This is a genomic window from Streptomyces sp. NPDC050743 (assembly GCF_044456925.1).
Taxonomy (GTDB): Bacteria; Actinomycetota; Actinomycetes; order Streptomycetales; family Streptomycetaceae; genus Streptomyces.
In genome coordinates this window covers 67,258-87,865 of the sequence record NZ_JBITGJ010000030.1, presented here as the reverse complement: position 1 = coordinate 87,865, position 20,608 = coordinate 67,258, and the positions used below count along the sequence as shown (strand labels likewise).

The 20,608-nt window shown below is 71.4% G+C and carries 18 protein-coding genes and 2 pseudogenes; 10 read left to right on the top strand and 10 right to left on the bottom strand.

The genetic code is table 11. The features are described from left to right. Positions 1 to 43 precede the first annotated feature (43 nt). The 6 genes and pseudogenes from ACIBJF_RS26640 to ACIBJF_RS26615 all read left to right on the top strand — a co-directional run bounded on the left by ACIBJF_RS26640 (position 44) and on the right by ACIBJF_RS26615 (position 6,316). Positions 44 to 238 carry a ferredoxin gene (locus ACIBJF_RS26640; protein ID WP_399177327.1) on the top strand — a complete coding sequence of 65 codons (195 nt, stop codon included), beginning with the start codon at positions 44 to 46 and terminating at the stop codon, positions 236 to 238. 1 nt (position 239) lies between these two features. Further along, positions 240 to 2,294, top strand: coding sequence for an acetate--CoA ligase family protein (locus ACIBJF_RS26635; RefSeq protein ID WP_399177325.1), 2,055 nt, complete (start codon positions 240 to 242; stop codon positions 2,292 to 2,294). A 35-nt stretch (positions 2,295 to 2,329) separates the two neighbouring features. Then, positions 2,330 to 3,502 (top strand): acyl-CoA dehydrogenase family protein, encoded by a 1,173-nt coding sequence (locus tag ACIBJF_RS26630; RefSeq protein WP_399177323.1) that lies wholly within the window; start codon positions 2,330 to 2,332, stop codon positions 3,500 to 3,502. 32 nt (positions 3,503 to 3,534) lie between these two features. Further along, on the top strand, positions 3,535 to 4,707 hold the full coding sequence (locus ACIBJF_RS26625; RefSeq protein WP_399177321.1) for an acyl-CoA dehydrogenase family protein: 1,173 nt from the start codon (positions 3,535 to 3,537) through the stop codon (positions 4,705 to 4,707). Between the two features lie 34 nt (positions 4,708 to 4,741). Further along, positions 4,742 to 5,599, top strand: a pseudogene (locus ACIBJF_RS26620) (3-hydroxybutyryl-CoA dehydrogenase); the annotation flags it as partial. 54 nt (positions 5,600 to 5,653) lie between these two features. Then, positions 5,654 to 6,316, top strand: coding sequence for a TetR/AcrR family transcriptional regulator (locus ACIBJF_RS26615; protein WP_399177352.1), 663 nt, complete (start codon positions 5,654 to 5,656; stop codon positions 6,314 to 6,316). 77 nt (positions 6,317 to 6,393) lie between these two features. On the opposite strand, the gene ACIBJF_RS26610 is transcribed toward ACIBJF_RS26615, so the two are convergent. Further along, entirely contained in the window at positions 6,394 to 7,122 is a 729-nt protein-coding gene (locus tag ACIBJF_RS26610) for an MBL fold metallo-hydrolase (protein WP_399177319.1), read from the bottom strand. Between the two features lie 140 nt (positions 7,123 to 7,262). Here ACIBJF_RS26610 and ACIBJF_RS26605 point away from each other — a divergent pair, with 140 nt between their 5' ends. Continuing rightward, complete coding sequence (locus tag ACIBJF_RS26605; RefSeq protein ID WP_399177317.1) at positions 7,263 to 7,643, top strand: hypothetical protein; 381 nt, start codon at positions 7,263 to 7,265, stop codon at positions 7,641 to 7,643. 87 nt (positions 7,644 to 7,730) lie between these two features. Here the strand turns inward: ACIBJF_RS26605 and ACIBJF_RS26600 are convergent, their stop codons facing one another. From ACIBJF_RS26600 to ACIBJF_RS26570, 7 genes are all read right to left on the bottom strand, one after another. Further along, positions 7,731 to 8,039: a glycoside hydrolase family 30 beta sandwich domain-containing protein gene (locus ACIBJF_RS26600; RefSeq protein ID WP_399177316.1), complete on the bottom strand. Its 309-nt coding sequence runs from the start codon at positions 8,037 to 8,039 to the stop codon at positions 7,731 to 7,733. 294 nt (positions 8,040 to 8,333) lie between these two features. After that, positions 8,334 to 8,792, bottom strand: a complete 459-nt coding sequence (locus ACIBJF_RS26595; RefSeq protein WP_399177314.1) for an SMI1/KNR4 family protein — start codon at positions 8,790 to 8,792, stop codon at positions 8,334 to 8,336. A gap of 119 nt (positions 8,793 to 8,911) precedes the next feature. Then, a complete protein-coding gene (locus ACIBJF_RS26590; RefSeq protein WP_399177312.1) occupies positions 8,912 to 9,127 on the bottom strand; it encodes a hypothetical protein in 216 nt (71 codons plus the stop codon). Positions 9,128 to 9,231: 104 nt separating this feature from the next. Further along, positions 9,232 to 9,474: a hypothetical protein gene (locus tag ACIBJF_RS26585; protein ID WP_399177310.1), complete on the bottom strand. Its 243-nt coding sequence runs from the start codon at positions 9,472 to 9,474 to the stop codon at positions 9,232 to 9,234. A 217-nt stretch (positions 9,475 to 9,691) separates the two neighbouring features. Next, a complete protein-coding gene (locus tag ACIBJF_RS26580; protein WP_399177308.1) occupies positions 9,692 to 10,726 on the bottom strand; it encodes a Gfo/Idh/MocA family protein in 1,035 nt (344 codons plus the stop codon). Between the two features lie 6 nt (positions 10,727 to 10,732). Next, positions 10,733 to 11,728, bottom strand: coding sequence for a Gfo/Idh/MocA family oxidoreductase (locus ACIBJF_RS26575; RefSeq protein WP_399177306.1), 996 nt, complete (start codon positions 11,726 to 11,728; stop codon positions 10,733 to 10,735). After that, entirely contained in the window at positions 11,725 to 12,879 is a 1,155-nt protein-coding gene (locus ACIBJF_RS26570; protein ID WP_399177305.1) for a Gfo/Idh/MocA family protein, read from the bottom strand. The genes ACIBJF_RS26575 and ACIBJF_RS26570 overlap by 4 nt, the downstream gene beginning before the upstream one ends. Positions 12,880 to 12,989: 110 nt before the next feature. On the opposite strand from ACIBJF_RS26570, the gene ACIBJF_RS26565 reads away from it, so the two are divergent. The 3 genes from ACIBJF_RS26565 (at position 12,990) to ACIBJF_RS26555 (ending at position 18,311) form a co-directional block, all read left to right on the top strand. After that, positions 12,990 to 13,997 carry a LacI family DNA-binding transcriptional regulator gene (locus ACIBJF_RS26565; protein ID WP_399177303.1) on the top strand — a complete coding sequence of 336 codons (1,008 nt, stop codon included), beginning with the start codon at positions 12,990 to 12,992 and terminating at the stop codon, positions 13,995 to 13,997. A 127-nt stretch (positions 13,998 to 14,124) separates the two neighbouring features. After that, a complete protein-coding gene (locus tag ACIBJF_RS26560; protein ID WP_399177301.1) occupies positions 14,125 to 16,950 on the top strand; it encodes a SpoIIE family protein phosphatase in 2,826 nt (941 codons plus the stop codon). A 221-nt stretch (positions 16,951 to 17,171) separates the two neighbouring features. Continuing rightward, positions 17,172 to 18,311 (top strand): ABC transporter substrate-binding protein, encoded by a 1,140-nt coding sequence (locus ACIBJF_RS26555; protein ID WP_399177299.1) that lies wholly within the window; start codon positions 17,172 to 17,174, stop codon positions 18,309 to 18,311. 15 nt (positions 18,312 to 18,326) lie between these two features. Here ACIBJF_RS26555 and ACIBJF_RS26550 read toward each other — a convergent pair. Continuing rightward, positions 18,327 to 19,509, bottom strand: a pseudogene (locus ACIBJF_RS26550) (cytochrome P450). Positions 19,510 to 19,801: 292 nt separating this feature from the next. Beyond that, positions 19,802 to 20,488: an SDR family oxidoreductase gene (locus ACIBJF_RS26545; RefSeq protein ID WP_399177297.1), complete on the bottom strand. Its 687-nt coding sequence runs from the start codon at positions 20,486 to 20,488 to the stop codon at positions 19,802 to 19,804. Between the last annotated feature and the right edge of the window lie 120 nt (positions 20,489 to 20,608).

Sequence of the window (20,608 nt, the reverse complement as noted above, 5' to 3'; positions counted from 1 at the left end):
GCTCCCCATCCCGTCCAAAGCCCGCCCCCGAAAGGACCGCACCGTGAAACTCCTCCTCGACTCCACCCGCTGCCAGGGCTACGGCCTCTGCCATGAACCCGCGCCCGAGCTGATCGACCTCGACGAGTGGGGCTATGCACAGGTGCTCGTGAGCGACCTACCGCCCGGCGGTGCCGAAGCCGCCGCCGAGGCCGCCGTGGCCGCCTGCCCCAACTCCGCCCTGCGACTGGCGAAATGACATGGGACGCGACCTGTCGGCTCTCTTCGACCCCGTCTCCGTCGCCGTCGTCGGGGCCAGCGACGACCCCGCCAAGTACGGCCACGCCATCGCCGCCCAGGCGCTGCGCGCCAACGGCCGCCGCCCCCTGCACCTGGTCAACCGGCGCGGCGGCACGGTGCTCGGCCGCATCGCCGCTCCCAGCCTGAGCGCGATCGGCGAACCCGTCGACCTGGCGGTGGTCTCCGTACCCGCCGCCGGCTTCGAGGACGCCGTCGACGAGGCCCTCGCATGCGGGGCGCGGGCCATCGTCGCCATCACCGCCGGCTTCGCGGAGACCGGCGACGCCGGGCGGGCCCGCCAGCACGCCGTCGCCGAACGCGTACGCGCCGCGGGTGCCGTGATGGTCGGTCCCAACTGCCTGGGACTGGCCGACAACACCACCGAACTCTTCCTGGCCTCCGACACCTTCACCCCCGGTGGTGTCGCCCTGCTCAGCCAGAGCGGCAACCTCGCCCTGGAACTCCAGCTCCGCTTCCGCCCGCACGGCCTCGGCTTCTCCCGGTTCGTCTCGCTGGGAAACCAGGCCGACGTCACCCTCGTCGACCTGCTCGCCGACTGCGCCCGGCACGAGGGCACCCACGCCATCGCCGTCTACGCGGAGGACTTCGCCGACGGACGCGCCTTCGCCGAAGCCGCCGCCGAAGCGGGCAAGCCCGTCGTCCTGCTCACCGCCGGACGCGGCGACGCCTCCGCACGCGGCGCGCAGTCCCACACCGGGGCGCTGACCACCTCGGCCGACGTGGTGAGCGCGGCCTGCCGGGACGCCGGAGTGGAACTCGTCGCCACCCCACGCGAACTCACTGTCGTCCTGGCCGGGTTGAACAGCGCGCGGCGCGCGACCGGACGCCGGGTTGCCGTCCTCACCGACGGCGGCGGGCACGGCGCCGTAGCCGCCGACGCCGTCGAGGCGGCCGGCCTGACCGTCCCCGAACTGCGCCGGCCGACACGGGACGGACTCCGCAAGATCCTCTGGGACCAGTCGGCCGTCGCCAACCCGGTGGACCTCGCCGGAATGGGCGAGCAGAACGCGGGCTCGTACGCCGAGACCGTCACCGCGCTGCTCGCGGCCGAGGAGACCGACGCCGTCCTGATGACGGGCTACTTCGGCGGGTACGCGGCCGCCGACGGCGGCCTCGGCGCAGGCGGCGCGGTCCTCGCGGACGGGGAACAGGCCGCCGCCCGCCTCATCGCCGCCCGCCACCGAGCCACCGCCAAACCCCTCGTGGTGCAGTCGATGTACCCCGAGTCGCCCAGCTGCCGTACCCTCGCCGCGGCCGGTGTCCCGGTCTTCTCCGCCACCGAGGACGCCGCCCGCGCCCTCGCCGCCACGGCACCCCGCGCACCGCACACCGGCGTCACACCCCTCCCCCCGCCCGCGTCACCGCTCCGCGAGAGCGGCTACCTGCGGACGCGCCGAGCCCTCGAAGCGGCCGGACTCGCCTTCCCCGCGGCCCGAGAAGTCCATGACGAGGCCGAACTGGCCGCTGTCACCGAGGAGTTCAGCGGTCCGTACGTCCTCAAGGCCCTCCATCTCCTGCACAAGTCCGACGCCGGCGGCGTCGCACTGGGCCTGGCCGGACCCGGCGAACTCCGCGCCGCCTTCCGGGAGATGCACGCCCGGCTCGGCGCCCCCTCCTACTCCGTGGAGGCCATGGCGGACCTGACCGACGGCGTCGAGCTGATCGTCGGCGTCCAACGGGACCCCCGCTTCGGCCCCGTCGCCATGGTGGGCCTGGGCGGAGTGCTGGCCGAGGCCCTGCACGACGTCGCCTTCGCCCTGGCTCCCGTGCCCGCCGACCGCGCCCTGCACCTGCTGCGCGGACTGCGCACCGCCGCCCTGCTCGACGGGGTGCGCGGAAGGCCTCCCGTCGATGCCGCGGCGGCCGCGGCGGCCGTCGAGACGATCACCGTGTTCGCCGCCGCCCACCCGGAGATCGCCGAGATCGAGGTCAATCCGCTGCTCGTCCGCCCGGACGGCGTCCTCGCCCTCGACTCCCGCGCCGTACTCGCCTGACCCATCCCCTCGCGCCCCGAACCGAAGAGGCCCCCATGGACATGCGCTACACCCCCGAGCAGGCCGACCTCAAGCGCCGCGCGGCCGACTACGCGCGCCTGCTGATGCGGTACGAGGACCAGTCCGAGCAGGCCGGCGGCCCCCTGCCGCAGCAGCTCGTCACCGAACTGACCCGGGCCGCCATGCACGCCGGCGTCTACGCCATCAACATGCCCGCCGGGTGGGGCGGAGCCGGCCTCGGCCTGCTCGACCAGGTCATCGTCGAGGAGGAGTTCGGCAAGGTCACCAACTGCCTCTGGGACATCCCCTGGCGGCCCGCCAACGTCCTCGCGTACGGCGACGAGCGGCAGCGCGAGACGTACCTGCTTCCCGTCATCCGCGGGGAGAGGTTCGACGCGTTCGCCGTCACCGAGCCGGGCGCGGGCTCGGACCCCTCCTCCGGCACCTCCACCGCCACCCGCACCGACGGCGGCTGGCTGCTCAACGGGGAGAAGTGGTTCGTCACCTGCGGCGACATCGCCGACTTCCTGCTGGTGCAGGCGGACGCCGGCCCGGACCGGCTGCCCACCCTCTTCTTCGTCGACAAGGCCGCGCCCGGCGTCGAGATGACCCGCGTGCCGCGCTTCATGCACTCCGCGGTCAACGGGCACCCCGAGTTCACCTTCACCGACGTCGTCGTGGCCGACGAGGATGTGCTCGGCGGCGTCGGCAACGGCTACGAGCTGACCAAGGAATGGTTCACCGACGAACGCCTGATGATCGCGGCCCGCACCGTCGGCGCGGCCGAGCGCGCCCTCGGGCTCGCCCGTGACTGGGCGGTGGAGCGGGAGCAGTTCGGGGCGCCCATCGCCTCGTACCAGCTCATCCAGGGCATGCTCGCCGACTGCGCCGTCGACATCGCCGTCAACCGCGCCTACACCCACCAGGTCGCCTGGGAGGCCGACCAGCCGGGCACCGACCGCAAGACGCTGCACGCGAAGGCCGCCACGGCCAAGCTCGCGGCCAGCGAGGCCGCCGGCCGGGTCGCCGACCGCTGTCTGCAGATCTTCGGCGGCCGCGGCTACGACCGCACCTACCCCGTCGAGCGCATGTACCGGGAGCTGCGCGTCGACCGGATCTGGGAGGGCACCTCCGAGATCCAGCGGCTGATCATCGCCAACGAGCTGATCAAGCGCGGCACCCGCGCCCTGGCCCTGCCCACGCACTGAAACCGCCCCTGCACCGCGAAGCGAGGACCTCCATGGACTTTCGTCTCACCCCGCGCCAGACCCGGCTCAAGGCCGACGCCCGCGCCCTCACCGACCTCATCGCCGCCTACGAGATCCAGTGCGAGGAGAACAACGGCCTGCCCGCCGACGCACACACCAAGATCCGCGACGCGGTCCTGGACGCCGGACTCCAGGCCGTCAACATGCCGGCCGAGTGGGGCGGCGCCGGCCTGACCATCGCCGAGCAGGTCACCGTCCAGGAGGAACTGGGACGGCTCACCGGCGCCCTGTGGGACATGGTGTGGCGGCCCGCCAACGCCCTGCGCTTCTGCACCCCCGAGCAGCGCGAGCGGTTCCTCGTTCCCGTCATCAAGGGCGAGCGGCGCGACTGCTACGCCGTCACCGAGCCGGGCGCGGGCTCGGACCCGCAGAACCTCGCCACCACGGCCACGAAGAACGACCGCGGCTGGGTGCTCGACGGCGAGAAGTGGTTCGTGACGGTCGGCGACCACGCCGACTTCATGATCGTGCTCGCCGCGGCGGGTCCGGACCGTGCCCCGACGCTGTTCCTCGTCGACAAGGACACGCCCGGCATCGAGATGACCCGCGTGCCGCGCTTCATGCACACCTTCGTCTACGAGCACCCCGAGTTCACCTTCACCGACGTCCAGGTCGGCGAGGACGCGGTGCTCGGCGGCATCGGCGAGGGGTACGACATCACCCGCTCGTGGTTCACGGAGGAGCGCCTGATGATCGCGGCCCGCACGACGGGCGCCGCCGAGAGGGCCCTGGAACTGGCCCGTGACTGGGCGGTGGAGCGCGAGCAGTTCGGGGCGCCCATCGCCTCATACCAGCTGATCCAGGGCATGCTCGCGGACTGCGCGGTGGACATCGCCGTCAACCGTGCCTACACCCATCAGGTGGCCTGGGAGGTGGACCAGGCCCCGGCCGAGGACCGCAAGCTGCTGCACGCCAAGGCCGCGATCGCCAAGCTCTCGGCGAGCGAGGCCGCCGGCCGGGTGATCGACCGGTGCCTGCAGATCCACGGCGGCAGGGGCTACGACCGTACCTACGCGGTCGAGCGGCTCTACCGGGAGCTGCGCGTCGACCGGATCTGGGAGGGCACCTCCGAGATCCAGCGGCTGATCATCGCGGGCGAGCTGATCAAGCGCGGTACGGGCGTGCTGGACCTGCCCACCGCCTGACACGACGGCCGACACAGATCGAAGGGAAGCTCGGATGACCGACATCGAAGGCGTCGGAGTCGTCGGCTGCGGCCTGATGGGTGCGGGCATCGCCGAGGTCTGTGCGCGGGCCGGCCTGCCGGTGACCGTGGTGGAACGCGACGCGCAGGCGGCCCGCTCGGGCCGCCTGCGGATCGCCGGTTCGCTCGACCGGGCCACCGCCCACGGCAGGCTCACCGAGCAGCGGCGCGAGGCCGTCGCCGCCCGGATCACCGTGGTCGACCAGATCGAGGCACTGCACGACCGTGACCTGGTGATCGAGGCCGTGGCGGAGGACGAGCGCCTCAAGGCCGAGGTGTTCACCCGCCTCGACTCCGTCCTCACCGACGACCGCACGCTCCTCGCGACCAACACCTCCTCCATCCCCGTCATCCGGCTCGCCTCCGCGACCGGCCGGCCCGAGAACGTCGTCGGGGTGCACTTCTTCAACCCCGTACCGGCCCTGCGCCTGGTGGAGCTCGTTCCGTCGCTGCTGACCTCGCCCGACACCGTCGCCCGGGCCGAGCGCTTCGTGACCGGCACCCTCGGCAAGGAGGTCGTCAGGACGCGGGACAAGGCCGGCTTCGTCGTCAACGCGCTTCTCGTCCCGTACCTGCTGGCGGCGGTCCGCATGGTGGAGTCGGGCGGTGCCACCGCCGAGGACGTCGACCGCGCCATGGTCCTGGGCTGCGCACACCCGCTCGGCCCGCTGGCCCTGGCCGACCTGATCGGCCTGGACACCACCCGTGCCATCGCCGAATCGCTGTACGCCGAGTTCCGCGAACCCCAGTACTCGCCGCCTCCCCTGCTGTCGAGAATGGTGGAGGCCGGTCTGCTCGGGCGGAAGTCCGGACGCGGCTTCCACAGGTACGACGAACAGACGCAGCGTGCCGCCGAGGCACCGGCCGGACCGCACGGGGGGGACGAGGTGAGGGAAGATGGCCACGGCGTACGGCCACCGAACGAGGGGAGCGGCAGCGTGTCCACCAAGGTGCGCACAGCAGACACGCGCGAGCGCATCCTGACCGCGGCGTGCGAAGTGATCGCCGACATCGGCTTCGAGAAGATCCGCATGCGCATGGTCGCCGAGCGGGCAGGCGTGTCGACGGCGCTCCTGCACTACCACTTCGACACGCGCGAGAAGCTGTTCACCGAGGCGATGACCCACTCCTTCGCCCACACGGCCCTCGACGTCGAGCGTGACGCGGAGTCCGCCCCGGCCGGGGTCGTCCTCGCCCGCATCCTGCGCAGCCTGCTGCCGACCGATCCCGAACTGCACCAGGACTGGCGGCTGTGGCAGGAGCTGTGGGCCCGGTCCCTGCGCGACGAGACGACCCGGGCCTTCGCCGTGGACCTGTACGCGCAGCTGCACACCTGGGTGGCCGACGCGGTGCGGCGCGGCATCGCATCCGGCGAGTTCACGCCGGTCGACGTGGACGACCTCAGCACGCTGATCCTGTCCCTGAGCGACGGCTACGGCATCCGGTTGATGCTCCGCGACCCGACGGTCACCCTGGACAAGGCCCTCACCGCCATCTGGCGCCAGGTCTCGGCCGCGCTGGGCCTGTCGGACAAGGTGCCGGTGGAGTGATGCAGAGGGTCTCCCTCGAAGCGGGCGCATGACAGGAGGGGGTTACGCCCCTCGGCGGGCTTGCGGAAGACGGTGGGTCAAAGGCCGAGAACCGTCTCCTCCTCTGCGGCCAGGATCTCGCCGTCGTACGCGGCACGCGCCTCCGCCACCGACCGCTGGCGATTGTCGCCGGGCCAGAAGTGGGTGAGCAGCAGGCGTTCCGCGCCCGCGCGGGTGGCCCACTGGCCGGCCTGGGCCGCGCTGAGCAGATACGGGTCGGTCGCCGGGCCCTGCAGTGTCGCGCCGGCGATCAGCAGGTCGGCCCCGGCCGCGAGTTCGCCGAGCGCGTGATCCGGACCGGCGTCGCCGCTGTAGGCCACCGTCAGTCCGGGCGTCGTCAACCGCACGCCCGCGTGGGGCACATGATGCGGAAGGACCCGCCCGTCCAGCCGGAGGGGACCGACCTCATGGCTGCCCGGCAACTCGTATGGGTCGAAGACGTCGCGCAGTGCCTCGGTCGGCTCCATCGCCTGTACCCGCCCGAGCACTCCCGGCGGGCAGTACAACGGCACCCGCCCGGCGCGCTCCCCGCCGAAGAGCAGCGCTCGGCACAGCGCGCTCAGGTCCGCGCAGTGATCGGGGTGTTCATGGGTGATCACCACGGCGTCGAGTTCGCTCGGCGCGCACCGCTCCAGCAGCCGGGGCAGCGTCGCGTAACCGAGGTCCAGGACCAGCCGGAACCCGTCGACCTCCAGGAGGAAGCCGCTCGCCGCCCGCCCGGCCTCCGGCCAGGCGCCACACGTACCCAGCACAGTCAGCTCGCGCATCGGCGCATGGTCCCACAAGGCCCGTCGTCATGGCATCGGCCGCCGGCGCGGTCCACCGCCGTGCGCGGTCCTCACGTACTCATCGGAACCTGAGTACATGTGCTCTGCCCGGCACAGGCGTGGCCCGGCACGCTCGGGCCATGAGAGAAGGACTGATGAGACCCGTCGCCCACCTGTTGCCGATCCTCGTGCTCGCGGGGCTGTCGCTCGCGGCGTGGGCTGCATGGCTGGGCTGGGACCAGCACCGTGACGTGCACCCCGATGGCTCGACGACCGGCCCGTACGAGGCATGGCAGGTGATCGGACTGGTGCTCACTCTGCTCGTGCCGGTGTGCTGGGCGGCATCCCGGCGCCACCTCGCCGCCGCTGTGCTGGGCCCCACGGTCGGTCTGACCCTTGCCGCCTATTACGACTGGTCGGACGACTCCAGCGGACTCTTCGTCATCGGCGTGGGACTGGTCATGATCGGCAGCCTCGTCACGACCGTCATCGTCTCCGCCGTTGTCACCTCGGTGAGATAGGGGCCCGAACCTCACAGCGGTTCACCCGTCGCACGGCACGCGTGTGACGCCGGCTGACGCCACACGCGAGCCGCCCGGAACACCGGATCAGGGGGTTCGGGATTGGGGGTCTGCGGCAGTGCGGTCCTTCCAGTGACAGGTGGCGAAGGAACCTGCCGGAACGGTCACGACGAACGAGTGCCCGGCGACGGTGATGCGCACCGTGCGGTCGGTGGTGGCGCTGTTGCCGAGGACGGCGACGTAACTGCCGTTGCCGGACCGGTAGACCACGTTGCTGACGTCGTTCTCGGCGGCGCTGGAGTCGAGGCGGACATCGCCCGGGGACAGGTACTTGGCGAACTGCCCGATCGTGTACAGCTCGTCGCGGACGGTGAAGTCCTTCGTGTCCGTGTTCACCGTGACCAGCCGGTCCGGCCACTTGGTCGTGGCGCCGGCCTTCTCCCAGTCGACGTTGTTGTCCCGGGCAGGCGTCCAGTGCAGCGTCCCGCCGTACTGATCCGTGGTCTGGGCCCACAGGATGTAGGAGCCGGCGTCCAGGCGGAAGTCGTCCAGGATCGTCGAGGGTGACAGATCGCTGGTCTAAGGTGTGAAGAAAGTGGTCTCGGTACGGGCCTGTCTCCGTGCGGTTCGTCGGCGACCGCCATGTGCGGGAGGGGCCTTCGTGACACGGTGAAGACCCGGATACCGTGCCTACAGGTATCCCGGCTCGCCGTTGGCGATGAACCGCATCAGGGACTTCTCCAGCAGCTCCAGAAACTGCCGCAGGTCGTCGGCCACCTTGTCGAGTTCCGGTTCGTCCAGTGATGCTGTCCGCGTTCGGTGGACAGCCCCGTCGGGGCCGGTGACGTAGCACAGTCCGCCACCGTTCGAGCCCATAACCAATCCGCGGGCCTTCTGGTGCGCGCCGAGATCGACAGCCCCGTACTCCTTGAGCCGAAGAAGCGCATCACGAGCCGGATCGATGAAGTAGCCGTTGCCGACGTCCGTCCAGGTGACGTCGCCGATACCGGTGTACAAGGTGACGAGGTCGGCAGGAGCGAGGTCCACTCGGGCCAGTATGCGAGCCGTGGCCTGATCGTCACGGCCGGCCGACCGGACGTGATTGATGCCCGGCGGATACCCCTGCCTGCGCTCGAAGTCGTCTGTCATCGCACTCAGGGCATCGGAGACCCTGCACACCCACGCGGCCAGCCAGGCAGACGACAGCGAACGGTCACCCATGAGGCAAGATCATGGCATGTGGGGGCACACGCCTGCGATCCTCGTCCCTAGCCGGTGCCGCGGCTCATGACGCGGCGGGCGGCCTCGGCTTCCGCGGCGGGCGGGGACAGCTCGTCGAGCGTGTCGAGCTCGTCGTCGAATTCCAGTTCCCGTTCCCAGGCCGCGGCGAGTTGTTCCTGCTCCTGGCGCGGTTTGGCGCCGACTTCGTCCCGGTGATCGGGATCCAGGGCTGCCAGGAATCGTCCGACCGTATCTGTGGGCATGCCGTGCTCCTTGTCGCATGGAGGATGCCACCCTTGTCCAGCATCGCCGAACCAGCCCGCGTTGTCTGCTCGACATGGCGGGGCAACGGAAACAACGTGGTCGGCTACTCGACGGCCGGGTCCTCCTGGCTGCGTCGCACAGCCTTCTGTACGGCCTGCTCAACCTCGTGCGGGCCGGCCCCGGTGGCTGCGGCATGCGCGGTGATGGCCGCCTGGACGGCGTCGGACGCCTCGCGCCAGCGGCGGAGCTGAGCCTCGTACTCGCCACCGGCGAGGCCAGCGAGTTTCGCGCGCTCCTGCTCGGCCGTACGTTCCAGCTTGATCAACTCATCGGGGACCTCTGCCACGGCTACGGATCCTAGACGGCGAGACCGGCGCCTCCACCGTCTCGCCTACCGCCCGATCGGGTGGAGCCGCGCCGGCACGGCCGGCTTCCCCCTCGCCACCGCCGCCACGGGCGTTACGGCACCCTGACCCGCAGCCGGACGGCCGAGCGGGCCGATCTGCTGCGGGTCCCCGGACGTGACGGCGACCTGCGCGCGGCCTTCACCGGACCTCACCGGGTCACTGGGGAGGAAAAGTGATGCCGCACAGTCCGCGGATGTCGTCCATGACGCGGAGTGTGGTGATCGAGTCGGTCAACGTCCGGAGCGGGGACTGGAGTTGGCCCGTGGTGATGCAGCGGGCGGCCTCGGCGGCCTCGAAGTGCAGGGCGTTGTGGGCCGTGCGGGGTTCGGTGTAGGTCAGGGGTGTGCCGCTGCCGGCCGGGGTGAGGAGGAGGTCTCCGGGCTGGTAGAAGGGGCCGGGCAGGCTCAGGGTGGCGTGGGTGCCGGCGACGGTGGCGCTGGTGGGGGTGTTGCTGAAGAGTGTGGTGTGGACGATGGCCTGGTGGCCGTCGGCGTTGCTGAGGATGGCGGCGAGCTGCCCGTTGACACCGGCGGGATGGGGCTGGCCGATGGCCTGGATGCCGGTGGGGGCGCCCAGGATCCAGGTGGCGAGGGACAGCGGGTAGGTGCCGAGGTCGAGGAGGGGGCCGCCGGCGAGTTCGGGACGCAGGATGCGGTGACCGCCGGTGAAGCGCTCGCCGTGGTCGGCCAGGACGGTGTGGATGTCGCCGAGGACGCCGGAGTCGAGGAGCTGGCGGACGACGTCGAATCTGGGGAGGAAGAAGGTCCACAGGGCTTCCGCGCAGAACAGCCCGCGTTCGGCGGCGAGCCGGGCGATCTCGGTGGCCTGGTCCGCGTCGAGCGCGAGCGGTTTCTCCACGAGGGCGTGCTTGCCGCACTCCAGGACGAGACGGGCGCAGGCGAGGTGGGCGGTGTGCTCGGTGGCGACGTACACCACGTCGACGTCCGTCGCGGCGGTCAGCTCCTCGTACGAGCCGTACGCGCGCGGGATGCCGTGGCAGTCGGCGAAGTCCTTGGCGCGGGCGGTGTCGCGGGAGGCGACGGCCGTGAAGCGCTGCCGGGTGTGGCGCTGGACGGAGCGGACGAAGCGCTCGGCGATCCAGCCGGTTCCCAGGACGCCCCAGCGCAGGGCGGGGGCGTCCATCGGGTCCGGGGTGCGCGGGGTGGGCAGAGCGTCGGGGAAGACGGGCATCGTCGCTCAGACCTCTGGGACCTGAACGGGGACGGTTTTGCCGCCGTCCTTCATGGAGGCGATGACGGCCTCGGCCACGGCGGTGGCCACCAGACCGTCGTACGCGGTGGCCAGCGGCGAGGGCTCGCGCTGTGCCACGGCATCGGTCCAGGCCTGCAGCTGAAGGCGGTAGGCGTCGGCGAAACGGGGCCGCCAGTCGGCGGGGTAGGCCGTGGCCCGGGCACGGGCCGCGTCGGACACCAGGCGGGCCGGGTCGGACAGTGCCAGGGCGCCGTGCTCGGCGACGATCTCGCAGCGGATGTCGTAGCCGTAACCGGCGTTGAGGAACGTCTCGACGGTCGTCAGGGCCCCGTCGGCCGTGCGCAGCAGCATCAGCTGCGGATCCCGCAGGCCGGTCACCGTCGAAGTGGTGCGGGGCGCGTGCCAGCTCACCTCGGTGACGGGGGAGCCCAGCAGCCAGGGCACGGTGTCGAACTCGTGGACGGCCGACCCGGTGACGCTGAACTCGTCGGTGCAGCCGGGCGCGGAGACGACGCCCCGGCTGACGCAGCGCAGCAGGAGCGGTGCGCCGTACGTTCCCTCGGCGACGGCCGCCTTCAGGTCCCCGTAGGCCGGGTCGAAGCGGCGCATGAAGCCCAGCGAGATCAGTCCGGTCCCCGCCCGCCGCTCCTCGCGGACGACTCGGACGCAGTCTCGTGTCGTCGGCGCGAGCGGCTTTTCGCACATCACCGGTTTCCCGGCCCGTACGGCGGCGACGGCGAGGTCCGCGTGGGTCGTGTCGTGCGAGGCGATGACGACGGCGTCGACCTCCGGGTCGGCGATGAGCGCATGCGCGTCGCCGGTCGCCCGGGCCCCGGCCACCGCGGCGACGGAGGCGGCCCGTTCCCCGTCGACGTCGGCGACGCTCACGACCTCGGCGCCGGACACCCAGCGGTGCAGGGTGTTCACGTGGTCGGCGCCCATGTTGCCCGCGCCGATGACCCCGATGCGCACGGTCTTCACGCCAAGCTCACCCACGTGCCCTGCGCGGCGGAGCGCTCCATCGCCTCCAGCGCCACCGCGCTTGCCACGGCATCGCCGAGAGTGGCGCCGACCGCGGTGCCGTCGGTGATGGAGCGCAGGAAGCGGTAGGCCTCGATGACCTTGAGGTCGTCGTAGCCCATGCTGGTGGCAGCCCCGGGCTGGAACGCGGCGTATTCGCCGTGGCCGGGGCCGACGTACACCGTGCTGACCGGCTGGTCCTGGTAGGTCGTACCGCGGCTGACGGCGAGTTCGCCCATGCGGCGGAAGTCCCAGAAGACGGCGCCCTTGGTGCCGTGTACTTCGAAGCCGTAGTTGTTCTGTTCGCCGACCGAGACGCGGCAGGCCTCCAGCACGCCGCGGGCGCCGGAGGCGAAGCGCAGCAGGCAGTTGACGTAGTCCTCGTTCTCGACCGGCCCGGGCTCGCCGCCGGTGGCGAGGGTGTGCCCGGCGGTGGCGCCGGTCGGCCGGGCGCGTTCGGGGAGGAAGACCGCGGTGTCGGCGGTGAGCGAGGCGATGTCGCCGAGCAGGAACCGGGCCAGGTCGGCGCCGTGCGACGCGAGGTCGCCGAGCACCCCGCTGCCGCCGCGGGCCCGCTCGTAGCGCCAGGTCAGGGCGCCCTGGGGGTGGGCCGCGTAGTCGCTGAAGAGTCGGATGCGGACGTGGGTGACCGTGCCGATCTCACCGGAGGCGATCAGATCGCGGGCGGCCTCGACGGCGGGCGCGTTGCGGTAGTTGAAGCCGACGGTGCCCTGAACGCCGGCCTTGGCGACCGCGTCGGCCACCGCCCGGGCGTCGTCGGCGGTGAGCCCGACCGGCTTCTCGATCCAGATGTGCTTGCCGGCCTCGGCCATCGCCGCGCCGATCTCGCGGTGCAGGAAGTTCGGGGCGGTGATGCTGACGGCCTGGACGCGCGGATCGGCCGCCACCTCCCGCCAGTCGCGGGTCGCGGCGGCGAAGCCGTACAGCCCGGCCGCCTCCTCCGCCCGGCCCGGTACCTCGTCCGCGACGGCGAGCAGTTCGGGCCGTACGGACAGCTGGGGGAAGTGGTGCGGCACACGCGCGTACGCCTGGGTGTGCACCCGACCCATCCAGCCGAATCCCACGACGGCGACGCCGAGCGTATTCACCATGAGCGCCCTTCTTTGGACCGTTCCAGAGCTTGGGCGCTCACCATGCGGCCTGCGTCTCTCGGGTGTCAAGGGTCTTTACACGGGCAGGGTCGTCATGGAACGTTCCAGCCATGAGCACTCCGACTATTCGTGACGTCGCCGAACGGGCCGGCGTGTCCAAGTCCCTGGTGTCGCTCGTGCTGCGCGGCTCGGAGGGTGTCCGGCCGGAGAAGCGCGCGGCTGTCCTCGCCGCGGTCGAAGCGCTCGGCTACCGGCCCAACGCCGCCGCGCGCAGTCTGAGCGAGCGGCGCACCCGCACGGTGGGGGTGCTGCTCAACGACATGCGCAACCCCTGGTTCGTGGAACTGCTCGACGGCCTCAACGCACGGCTGTACGACAGCGGCCTGCACATGCTGCTCGCCGACAGTCACCTCAACCGGCGCCTCGGCGAGGACCTCACCCGGACCTTCACCGAACTCCGCGTCGACGGCCTGATCGCCGTGGGCACGCTCCAGGACCCCCAGGCCCTGCGCACGGCCGCCCGCCTGGTCCCCACGGTGGTCGCCGGCACCCGTGAACCGGTGCTGCCCCGCGTGGACATCGTCGCCAACGACGACGAACTCGGAGCCCGCCTGGCCACCGAGCACCTCATCGGCCTCGGCCACCGGCACATCGCCCACATCGCCGGTCAGGGCGCGGTCGGCGACCTGCGCCGGCGCAGCTTCGAGGCCACCATGCGCGAGCACGGCCTCGCCGGCACGGCCGTCGTGGAACAGGGCGACCTCACCGAGGAGGGCGGCTACCGGGCGACCGTCCGGCTGCTGAGCCGCGCGCGGCGCCCGACCGCCGTCTTCGCGGTCAACGACATGACCTGCGTCGGCGCGCTCTCCGCCGCCGAGGAGACCGGTCTCCAGGTTCCACGGGACCTCTCCCTGGTCGGCTACGACAACACCTACCTCTCCCGGCTGCGCCATCTGTGGCTGACCACCGTGGACAACGCCAGTCATGACGTGGGCCGGCGCGCCGCGCAGCGGCTGCTGGACCGGATCGACGAGCCGGACCGACCGCGCGAGGTCGACCTCGCCACCCCGTTCCTCGAAGTGAGAGGCACGACCGCCCCGCCGCTCGCGGAGGCCTGACGGCGTGCGCCGCATCCACTGCGGACCCTTCGGCCCGGCTGCGCGGGCACGTCCTCGGCGGCTCTCCGCGAACCGGGTCGACCCGGTCGCCTCGGTGTTGGGCACCCGGAAACGATAGAAAGGGGATATGGGTGAAGTTTCGGGTCGATCCGGGCGCGGTGCGCGTGATGCGTCCACGAGGACGCATGAGCCGGATCCGCCCCGCCGGAGGGGAGAGGCGTGGCGGTCGCTGCTGAGCGTGCGCAGCCTCGCCGGCCAGGTCTTCCTTCTCCAACTGGCGGTCGTGGTGCTCCTCGTCGCCGCCACCTTGCTGGCCCTCGTGGTACAGGCTCGGCGCGACAACATGGCGGACGCCAAGACCCGGACGCTCTCCACCGCGCAGACATTCGCCAACTCCCCGGGGATCGTGGCGGCGCTGCAGAGCGCGCACCCGTCGGCGGCGCTGCAGCCGTACGCCAAGGCGGCCGGCAAGGCCGCCGGCGTCGACGCGATCATCGTGTACGGGCTGAACGGCGTCACCCTCACCCACAGCGACCCGCACCAGATCGGGAAACGCGTCATCGGGCCGTACGCGAAGGCGGCGAACGGCAAGCCGTTCACCAGCACCTTCCAGGGGTCCCTCGGGCTCTCCGTCATCTCGGCGGTCCCCGTCAAGGCACCCGACGGGCAGGTCATCGCCATCGTCTCCGTGCCCGTCACGGTCCAGAAGGTGCAGCACATGGTGAACCGGCAGCTGCCGGTCCTCTTCGGGGGAGCCGCCGTCGCCCTCGCCGTCGCCGCGGGCGGGTCGGCCCTGGTGAGCCGCCGGCTGCGGCGGCAGACCCATGGCCTGGGACCGGTGGAGATGACCCGGATGTACGAGCACCACGACGCGGTTCTGCACGCCGTACGGGAAGGCGTGCTGATCGTCGGCGGTGATGGCCGGCTGCTGCTGGCCAACGACGAGGCACGGCGGCTGCTGGACCTGCCGGCGGACGCGGAGAAGCGGCACATCGCCGATCTGGGGTTGGAGGAGGACCTCGCCGAACTGCTCGCCTCCGACCGCCCCGCCACCGACAAGGTCTACCGAGCGGGCGACCGGCTGCTCGCGGTCAACAAGCGGCTCACCGCACCTCACGGCTCGGTCGGCAGCGTGGTGACGCTCCGGGACACCACAGAGCTGCAGGCTCTCTCCGGCCGGGCGGAGGTGGCGCGCGAACGGCTGAAGGCGCTCTACGACGCCGGGCTGCGGATCGGCACCACGCTCGACGTGAAGCGGACGGCCGAGGAACTGGCCGAGGTGGCGGTGCCCCGGTTCGCCGACATCGTCACCGTCGAACTGCTGGACCCGGTCCTGCGCGGCGAGGAGCCCTCCGGTGGGAGCGCCCGGACGAGCCGTCTGCGGCGCAGCGCCGTCGCCGGCCTGGACTCGGCCCATCTCCTCCACCCCGTCGGCGAGCTGATCGGTTTCATCCCGGGTCACCCCGTCTCCCTGGCGATGGCGGACGGCCGACCGGTCCTGGCGGGAGACCTGAGCGCCTCCGAAGCCTGGCTGGCCCAGGATCCGGAACGTGCCCGGCAGATCATCGAGCAGGGCGTCCACTCGATGCTCGTGGTGCCCTTGCGAGCCCGCGGCGTGGTGCTGGGCGTGGTGGACTACTGGCGCGCCGAGGGCTCCCCGCCGTTCGAGGACGACGACGTGTCCTTCGCCGAGGAACTGGCCGCCCGGGCGGCGCTGTGCATCGACAACGCCCGCCGCTACACGCGCGAACACGCCATGGCCGTCACCCTGCAGCACAGCCTGCTGCCCCGCGGCCTGCCCGAACAGTCCGCCCTCGACGTGGCCTACCGCTACCTGCCGGCCCAGGCCGGGGTGGGCGGGGACTGGTTCGACGTCATTCCGCTGTCCGGCGCCCGGGTGGCGCTGGTCGTGGGCGACGTCGTCGGCCACGGCCTGCACGCGGCGGCGACCATGGGCAGGCTGCGCACCGCCGTGCGCAACTTCGCCGGCCTGGACCTGCCCGTGGAGGAGCTGCTGATCCGGCTGGACGAGCTGGTGGCCCAGATCGACGCCGAGGAGATCGCCACCGCGGAGGACGGGCAGGGGATGATCACCGGGGCGACCTGCCAGTACGCCGTCTACGACCCCACCTCCGGGCGGCTGGACCTGGCCACCGCCGGCCATCCGGGACCGGCGGTCGTCCGGCCCGACGGGACCGTCGACTTCCCCCAGCTGCCCGTCTCCCCACCCCTGGGACTCGGTGCCGGCCTGCCTGTCGAGACCGCCGAACTCGCCGTGCCCGAGGGTTCCCGGGTGGTGCTCTTCACCGACGGACTGATCGAGGACCGCACCCGAGACCTGGACGCCGGTCTGGAGGCCCTGCGCGAGGCCCTGGCAGGGCCGGAGCGCACGCCGGAGGCCACGTGCGCGGCGGTGATGGAGACCATGCTGTCCGACCGGCCCCGGGACGACATCGCGCTCCTGGTCGCCCGCACCTGCCGGCTCGGGCCGGCGCAGGTCGCCGCGTGGGACGTGCCCCAGGACCCGGCGGCGGTGGGCCCGGTGCGCTCCGCCTGCGCCCGCCGGCTGACCGAGTGGGGTCTGGAACAGGTCGTCTTCACCGCCGAACTCATCCTCAGCGAGCTGATCACCAACGCCGTCCGCTACGGCGCCGAGCCCATCGTCGTCCGGCTGCTCCGCACGGAGCCCGTCAGCGGCCCGGCCGCGGGCACCCTCATCTTCGAGGTCGCCGACGGCAGCAGCACCTCACCCCGGCTGCGTCGGGCGAAAGCCACCGACGAAGGCGGCCGCGGCCTCTTCCTGGTCGCCCAGTTCGCCGAACGCTGGGGCACCCGCTACACGCCCACCGGCAAGGTCATCTGGGCCGAACAGTCCCTCCACGACGGCGCCGCGCCGGAGGTGGAAGGACTCGGCGACATCCTGCTCGACCAGTGGGACGACACGGCGCCGTGAGATGACACGGCAGGGTGAGTACGAAGCGCGGCCAAAGGAGTGCGCAGGCCGCGTTCCGCGAGGGAAAGACGCTGATCGCAGGCATTCCGCGCGGGATTTCAGCATCGGCGCGGCCGGGTACTCTGGCCTCGATGACCACTTGATGGACGCAGGCTACCGAGGGAAGCAGGAGGCGCGACGGGCCTCGGCGACAACCGAATCCCCCTACCCCAGGAGCAGCGGTGACCAGACCCCGTGCCCGAGCAGCGGTCGCCCTCGGCTGCTCCGCTCTCGTGGCACTGGGCCTGGGCGCCTGCGAGCATCCACCGAGCACCGGACCCCAGAAGCCGTCGCTGGCCACCTCCGCCGCGAACGCGGGCGGCATGCGCGCACTGATCGCCGCAGCCAAAGGGGAGGGCAGGCTCAGAGCGATGGCGCTGCCCCGTGACTGGGCCAACTACGGCGGCTTGATCGACGGCTTCGAGAAGAAGTACGGGATCAAGGTCACGATCGACGATCCGCACGGCCACAGCGAGGACGAGATCGACTCCCTCAAGAGGAGGGGGAGCAGGCCGACGGCCCTCGACGTGATCGACGTGGGCGACACGTTCGCGCGGAGCGCGGCGCAGCAGAATCTGCTCGCGCCGTACAAGGTCACCGAATACGACTCGATCCCAGGGAACCAGAAGGACTCGAAGGCCCGCTGGTCCAACAACTACGGGGGCTACATCTCCATCGGCTGCGACGCCAACCGGGTGAAGACCTGTCCCGAGACCTTCTCCGACCTGCTGAAGCCCGCTTACAAGGGCATGGTCGCACTCGAAGGAAACCCGACCCGGTCGGCCACCGCCTTCGACAGCGTCTACGCCGCCGCGCTGTCGAACAACGGGTCGTTCGACAACATCCAGCCGGGCCTGGACTTCTTCGCCGAGCTCAACAAGACCGGCAACTTCAACCGCCTCTACTCCACCATGGCGACGGTCGATGACGGCCGGACCCCCATCAGCATCAACTGGGACTACATCAACCTCCACTACGCCGACCAGCTCCGCCACAAGGGCGTCAACTGGCAGGTCGCGATTCCCTTCGACGGCAGCTTCGCCCAGTACTTCGCGCTGGCGATCAACAAGAACGCCCCGCACCCGGCGGCTGCCCGTCTGTGGCAGGAGTACCTCTTCAGCCCGGAGGGCCAGAACCTCCGGTTGCTCGGTTACGCCCGCCCGGTGCTCATGGACGTCATGAAGCAGAACGGCACCCTCGACAAGGCCGCCGCCGCACGACTGCCGTCGGTCGAGGGAACGCCGCAGTTCCCGACGGACGAGCAACTGGAGAAGGCGAGGAAGACGGTCAACCAGGGCTGGGCCAAGGCCGTTCCCGGCTAGCCGGGCCGCGCGGCCTCACAGTTGGACGGGCAGGTGCCGGGTCCACGGAGCATGGCGTTCTGACGGTAGGGGGGTGGGTCCTCCACGAGTTGTGCTGTGCCGAGGTAGGGGAGCAGCGCGCCGAGTGCGGCCTGGGCCTCGAGACGGGCGAGGGGTGCGCCGTAGCAGAGGTGGATGCCGCTGCCGAAGCCGAAGTGCTGGTTGTCGGGGCGGGTGGGGTCGAACCGGTCGGGGTCGTGGAACCGCTTGGGGTCGCGGTTGCCCGAGGCGAGGGCCAGGATGACGGACGTGCCTCGGGCGATGGTGGTGCCGCCGAGGTCGATGTCGGCGTGGGGGATGCGCTCGCGCATGTGGACCGGTGGTTCGTAGCGCAGCAGTTCCTCCACCGCGCGTGGCATCAGGTCTGGTTCGCGGCGCAGGAGGTCGAGCTGGTCCGGTTGGCGCATCAGGGTGAGCACGCCGTTGGTGATGAGGTTGACCGTGGTCTCGTGCCCGGCGATGAGCAGCAGTACGGCGGTTTGCGCGAGTTCGTCCTGGGTGAGCCGCAGGGCCGGGTCGGGCTCGTTGACGAAGGCGGAGAGCAGGTCCTCGCTCGGCCTGCCGCGGCGCTGTTCGGCGAGGTTCACCAGGTAGCCGCCCATCTCCATCCGCGCCTGGTCGCCGGCCTTATCGGTCTCGGTGGTGTCCTCGTCGGGCCTGACGTCGGCGGCTGCGACCAGGGCGTTGGACCAGGCACTGAAGAGCGGCTCGTCCTCGCGGGGCACGCCGAGCAGGCGGCAGATCACGGTGACGGGCAGCGGGTAGGCGAAGTCGTCCACGATGTCGATCTGCCGGCCCGCCTCGAAGGACGTCATCAGCTCCTTGGTGATCCGGTCGATCTCACCGCGCATGCCGTCGACCCGGGCGGGGCTGTGCGGCGGGCCGAACGGGCGCATGGCCAGCGTGCGCAGTCGGTGGTGTTCGGGGTCGTCGAGCCGCAGGAACGGAGGCTGTGGGGCACTTCCCCGCGGGTGCGGGGGTCGGCACTCATCCGCGGGTCGTGCAGCAGGGCGGCGATCTGGTGGTAGCCGCCGACCAGACAGTTGCCGCCCGCCTGCCACACCACCGGGCCGGCCTCGCGGAGTTCCGCGTACAGCGGGTAGGGGTTGGGGCGGCGGGCGTAGTCGGTGATTCGTGCCAGCAAGGTCTCGGAGTCCATGACGGCTCCTCGTCGTTGTACGGGACGTGGGTCACACCACCGTCAGCCGGCGGTCGGGAAGGTGACCGGTGAGTGCGACGGCCGGACCGTGGGACAGCACCGACGGATCCGGCACCTCGGAGGAGACCCGGACGCTCGCACGGCGACCGCTCGGGGCGCTGAGGAGGAAAGCGGACCGAATCCCTGGAGAAGGCTGACCAGTTGCTCACGCGCGCGCCTGATCTCCTCGGCCTGCAGGCGAGATGGGGCGACTACTGATCGCGGTGTTCTCCCAGCCGATCATCCGCCGGCCTCACCGGTCGAGTGGTTGCGACAGGGCGTGCTTGACCTGCCTGGTCCGCTCGTCGGTGAGAACCTCGACCCGGTCGTCGGCCACGGCTTGCAGGGTCTGCTCCGCGACATCGGCGGCGCTGATCTTGGGTGCGTCAGTGAAGGAGCTGAGTTCGGTTTCCACGAAACTGGCGTGGACGCCGACCACGAGCGTCCCCTGTTCGCGCAGGCCCTCCCGCAGCGCGCCCGTCAACGACCACTGGGCCGCTTTGGAGGCCGCGTAGCCGGGGTAGTCCGGCCGTGAGGTCCAGGAGGCGGTCGACAGCATGTTCACCAGTGCGCCGCCGCCGTTGCGGGCCAGGACGGGGGCAAAGGCCCGGGACACCGCCCAGGTTCCGAAGTAGTTGATCTCCATCGCCAGGCGGGCGCCGTCGAAGGAGCCCGTCAGGAGCTTGGTGGTGAAGCCGCCGACACCGGCGTTGTTGATCACAATGGTGACGTCCCCCGCGACGGCGGCCGCCGCGGCGATCTCATCGGCCTTGGTGACGTCCAGACGCAAGGGGATGAGGTCCACGTCGCTCACGCTCTCGGGATCGCGGACGGCGGCGTAGACCTTGGCCGCTCCGCGGTCGATCAGCGCGCGAGCGAATGCGTGGCCGATGCCGCGATTGGCTCCCGTCACCAGGGCGACTGATCCTTTGATCTCCATCGCGCTTCCTTCCTGCCGGGGCCTGCGAGGGTGCCACCCTCCACTGTCAGCCTGCACCGAACGTCGCGGGTCTGCATGTGCTCCTCCGGATGACGTCGAGCGCGAAGAGCATCTCCCCCC

Bases quoted from the DNA above. Each gene is read 5' to 3' on its own strand.
- ACIBJF_RS26595 (WP_399177314.1), bottom strand. From the start codon at position 8,792: ATGACAGACGACTTCGAGCGCAGGCAGGGGTATCCGCCGGGCATCAAT.
- ACIBJF_RS26570 (WP_399177305.1), bottom strand. From the start codon at position 12,879: ATGGTGAATACGCTCGGCGTCGCCGTCGTGGGATTCGGCTGGATGGGT.
- ACIBJF_RS26630 (WP_399177323.1), top strand. From the start codon at position 2,330: ATGGACATGCGCTACACCCCCGAGCAGGCCGACCTCAAGCGCCGCGCG.
- ACIBJF_RS26580 (WP_399177308.1), bottom strand. From the start codon at position 10,726: ATGCCCGTCTTCCCCGACGCTCTGCCCACCCCGCGCACCCCGGACCCG.
- ACIBJF_RS26610 (WP_399177319.1), bottom strand. From the start codon at position 7,122: ATGCGCGAGCTGACTGTGCTGGGTACGTGTGGCGCCTGGCCGGAGGCC.
- ACIBJF_RS26545 (WP_399177297.1), bottom strand. From the start codon at position 20,488: ATGGAGATCAAAGGATCAGTCGCCCTGGTGACGGGAGCCAATCGCGGC.
- ACIBJF_RS26605 (WP_399177317.1), top strand. From the start codon at position 7,263: ATGAGAGAAGGACTGATGAGACCCGTCGCCCACCTGTTGCCGATCCTC.
- ACIBJF_RS26590 (WP_399177312.1), bottom strand. From the start codon at position 9,127: ATGCCCACAGATACGGTCGGACGATTCCTGGCAGCCCTGGATCCCGAT.
- ACIBJF_RS26625 (WP_399177321.1), top strand. From the start codon at position 3,535: ATGGACTTTCGTCTCACCCCGCGCCAGACCCGGCTCAAGGCCGACGCC.
- ACIBJF_RS26565 (WP_399177303.1), top strand. From the start codon at position 12,990: ATGAGCACTCCGACTATTCGTGACGTCGCCGAACGGGCCGGCGTGTCC.
- ACIBJF_RS26635 (WP_399177325.1), top strand. From the start codon at position 240: ATGGGACGCGACCTGTCGGCTCTCTTCGACCCCGTCTCCGTCGCCGTC.
- ACIBJF_RS26560 (WP_399177301.1), top strand. From the start codon at position 14,125: ATGGGTGAAGTTTCGGGTCGATCCGGGCGCGGTGCGCGTGATGCGTCC.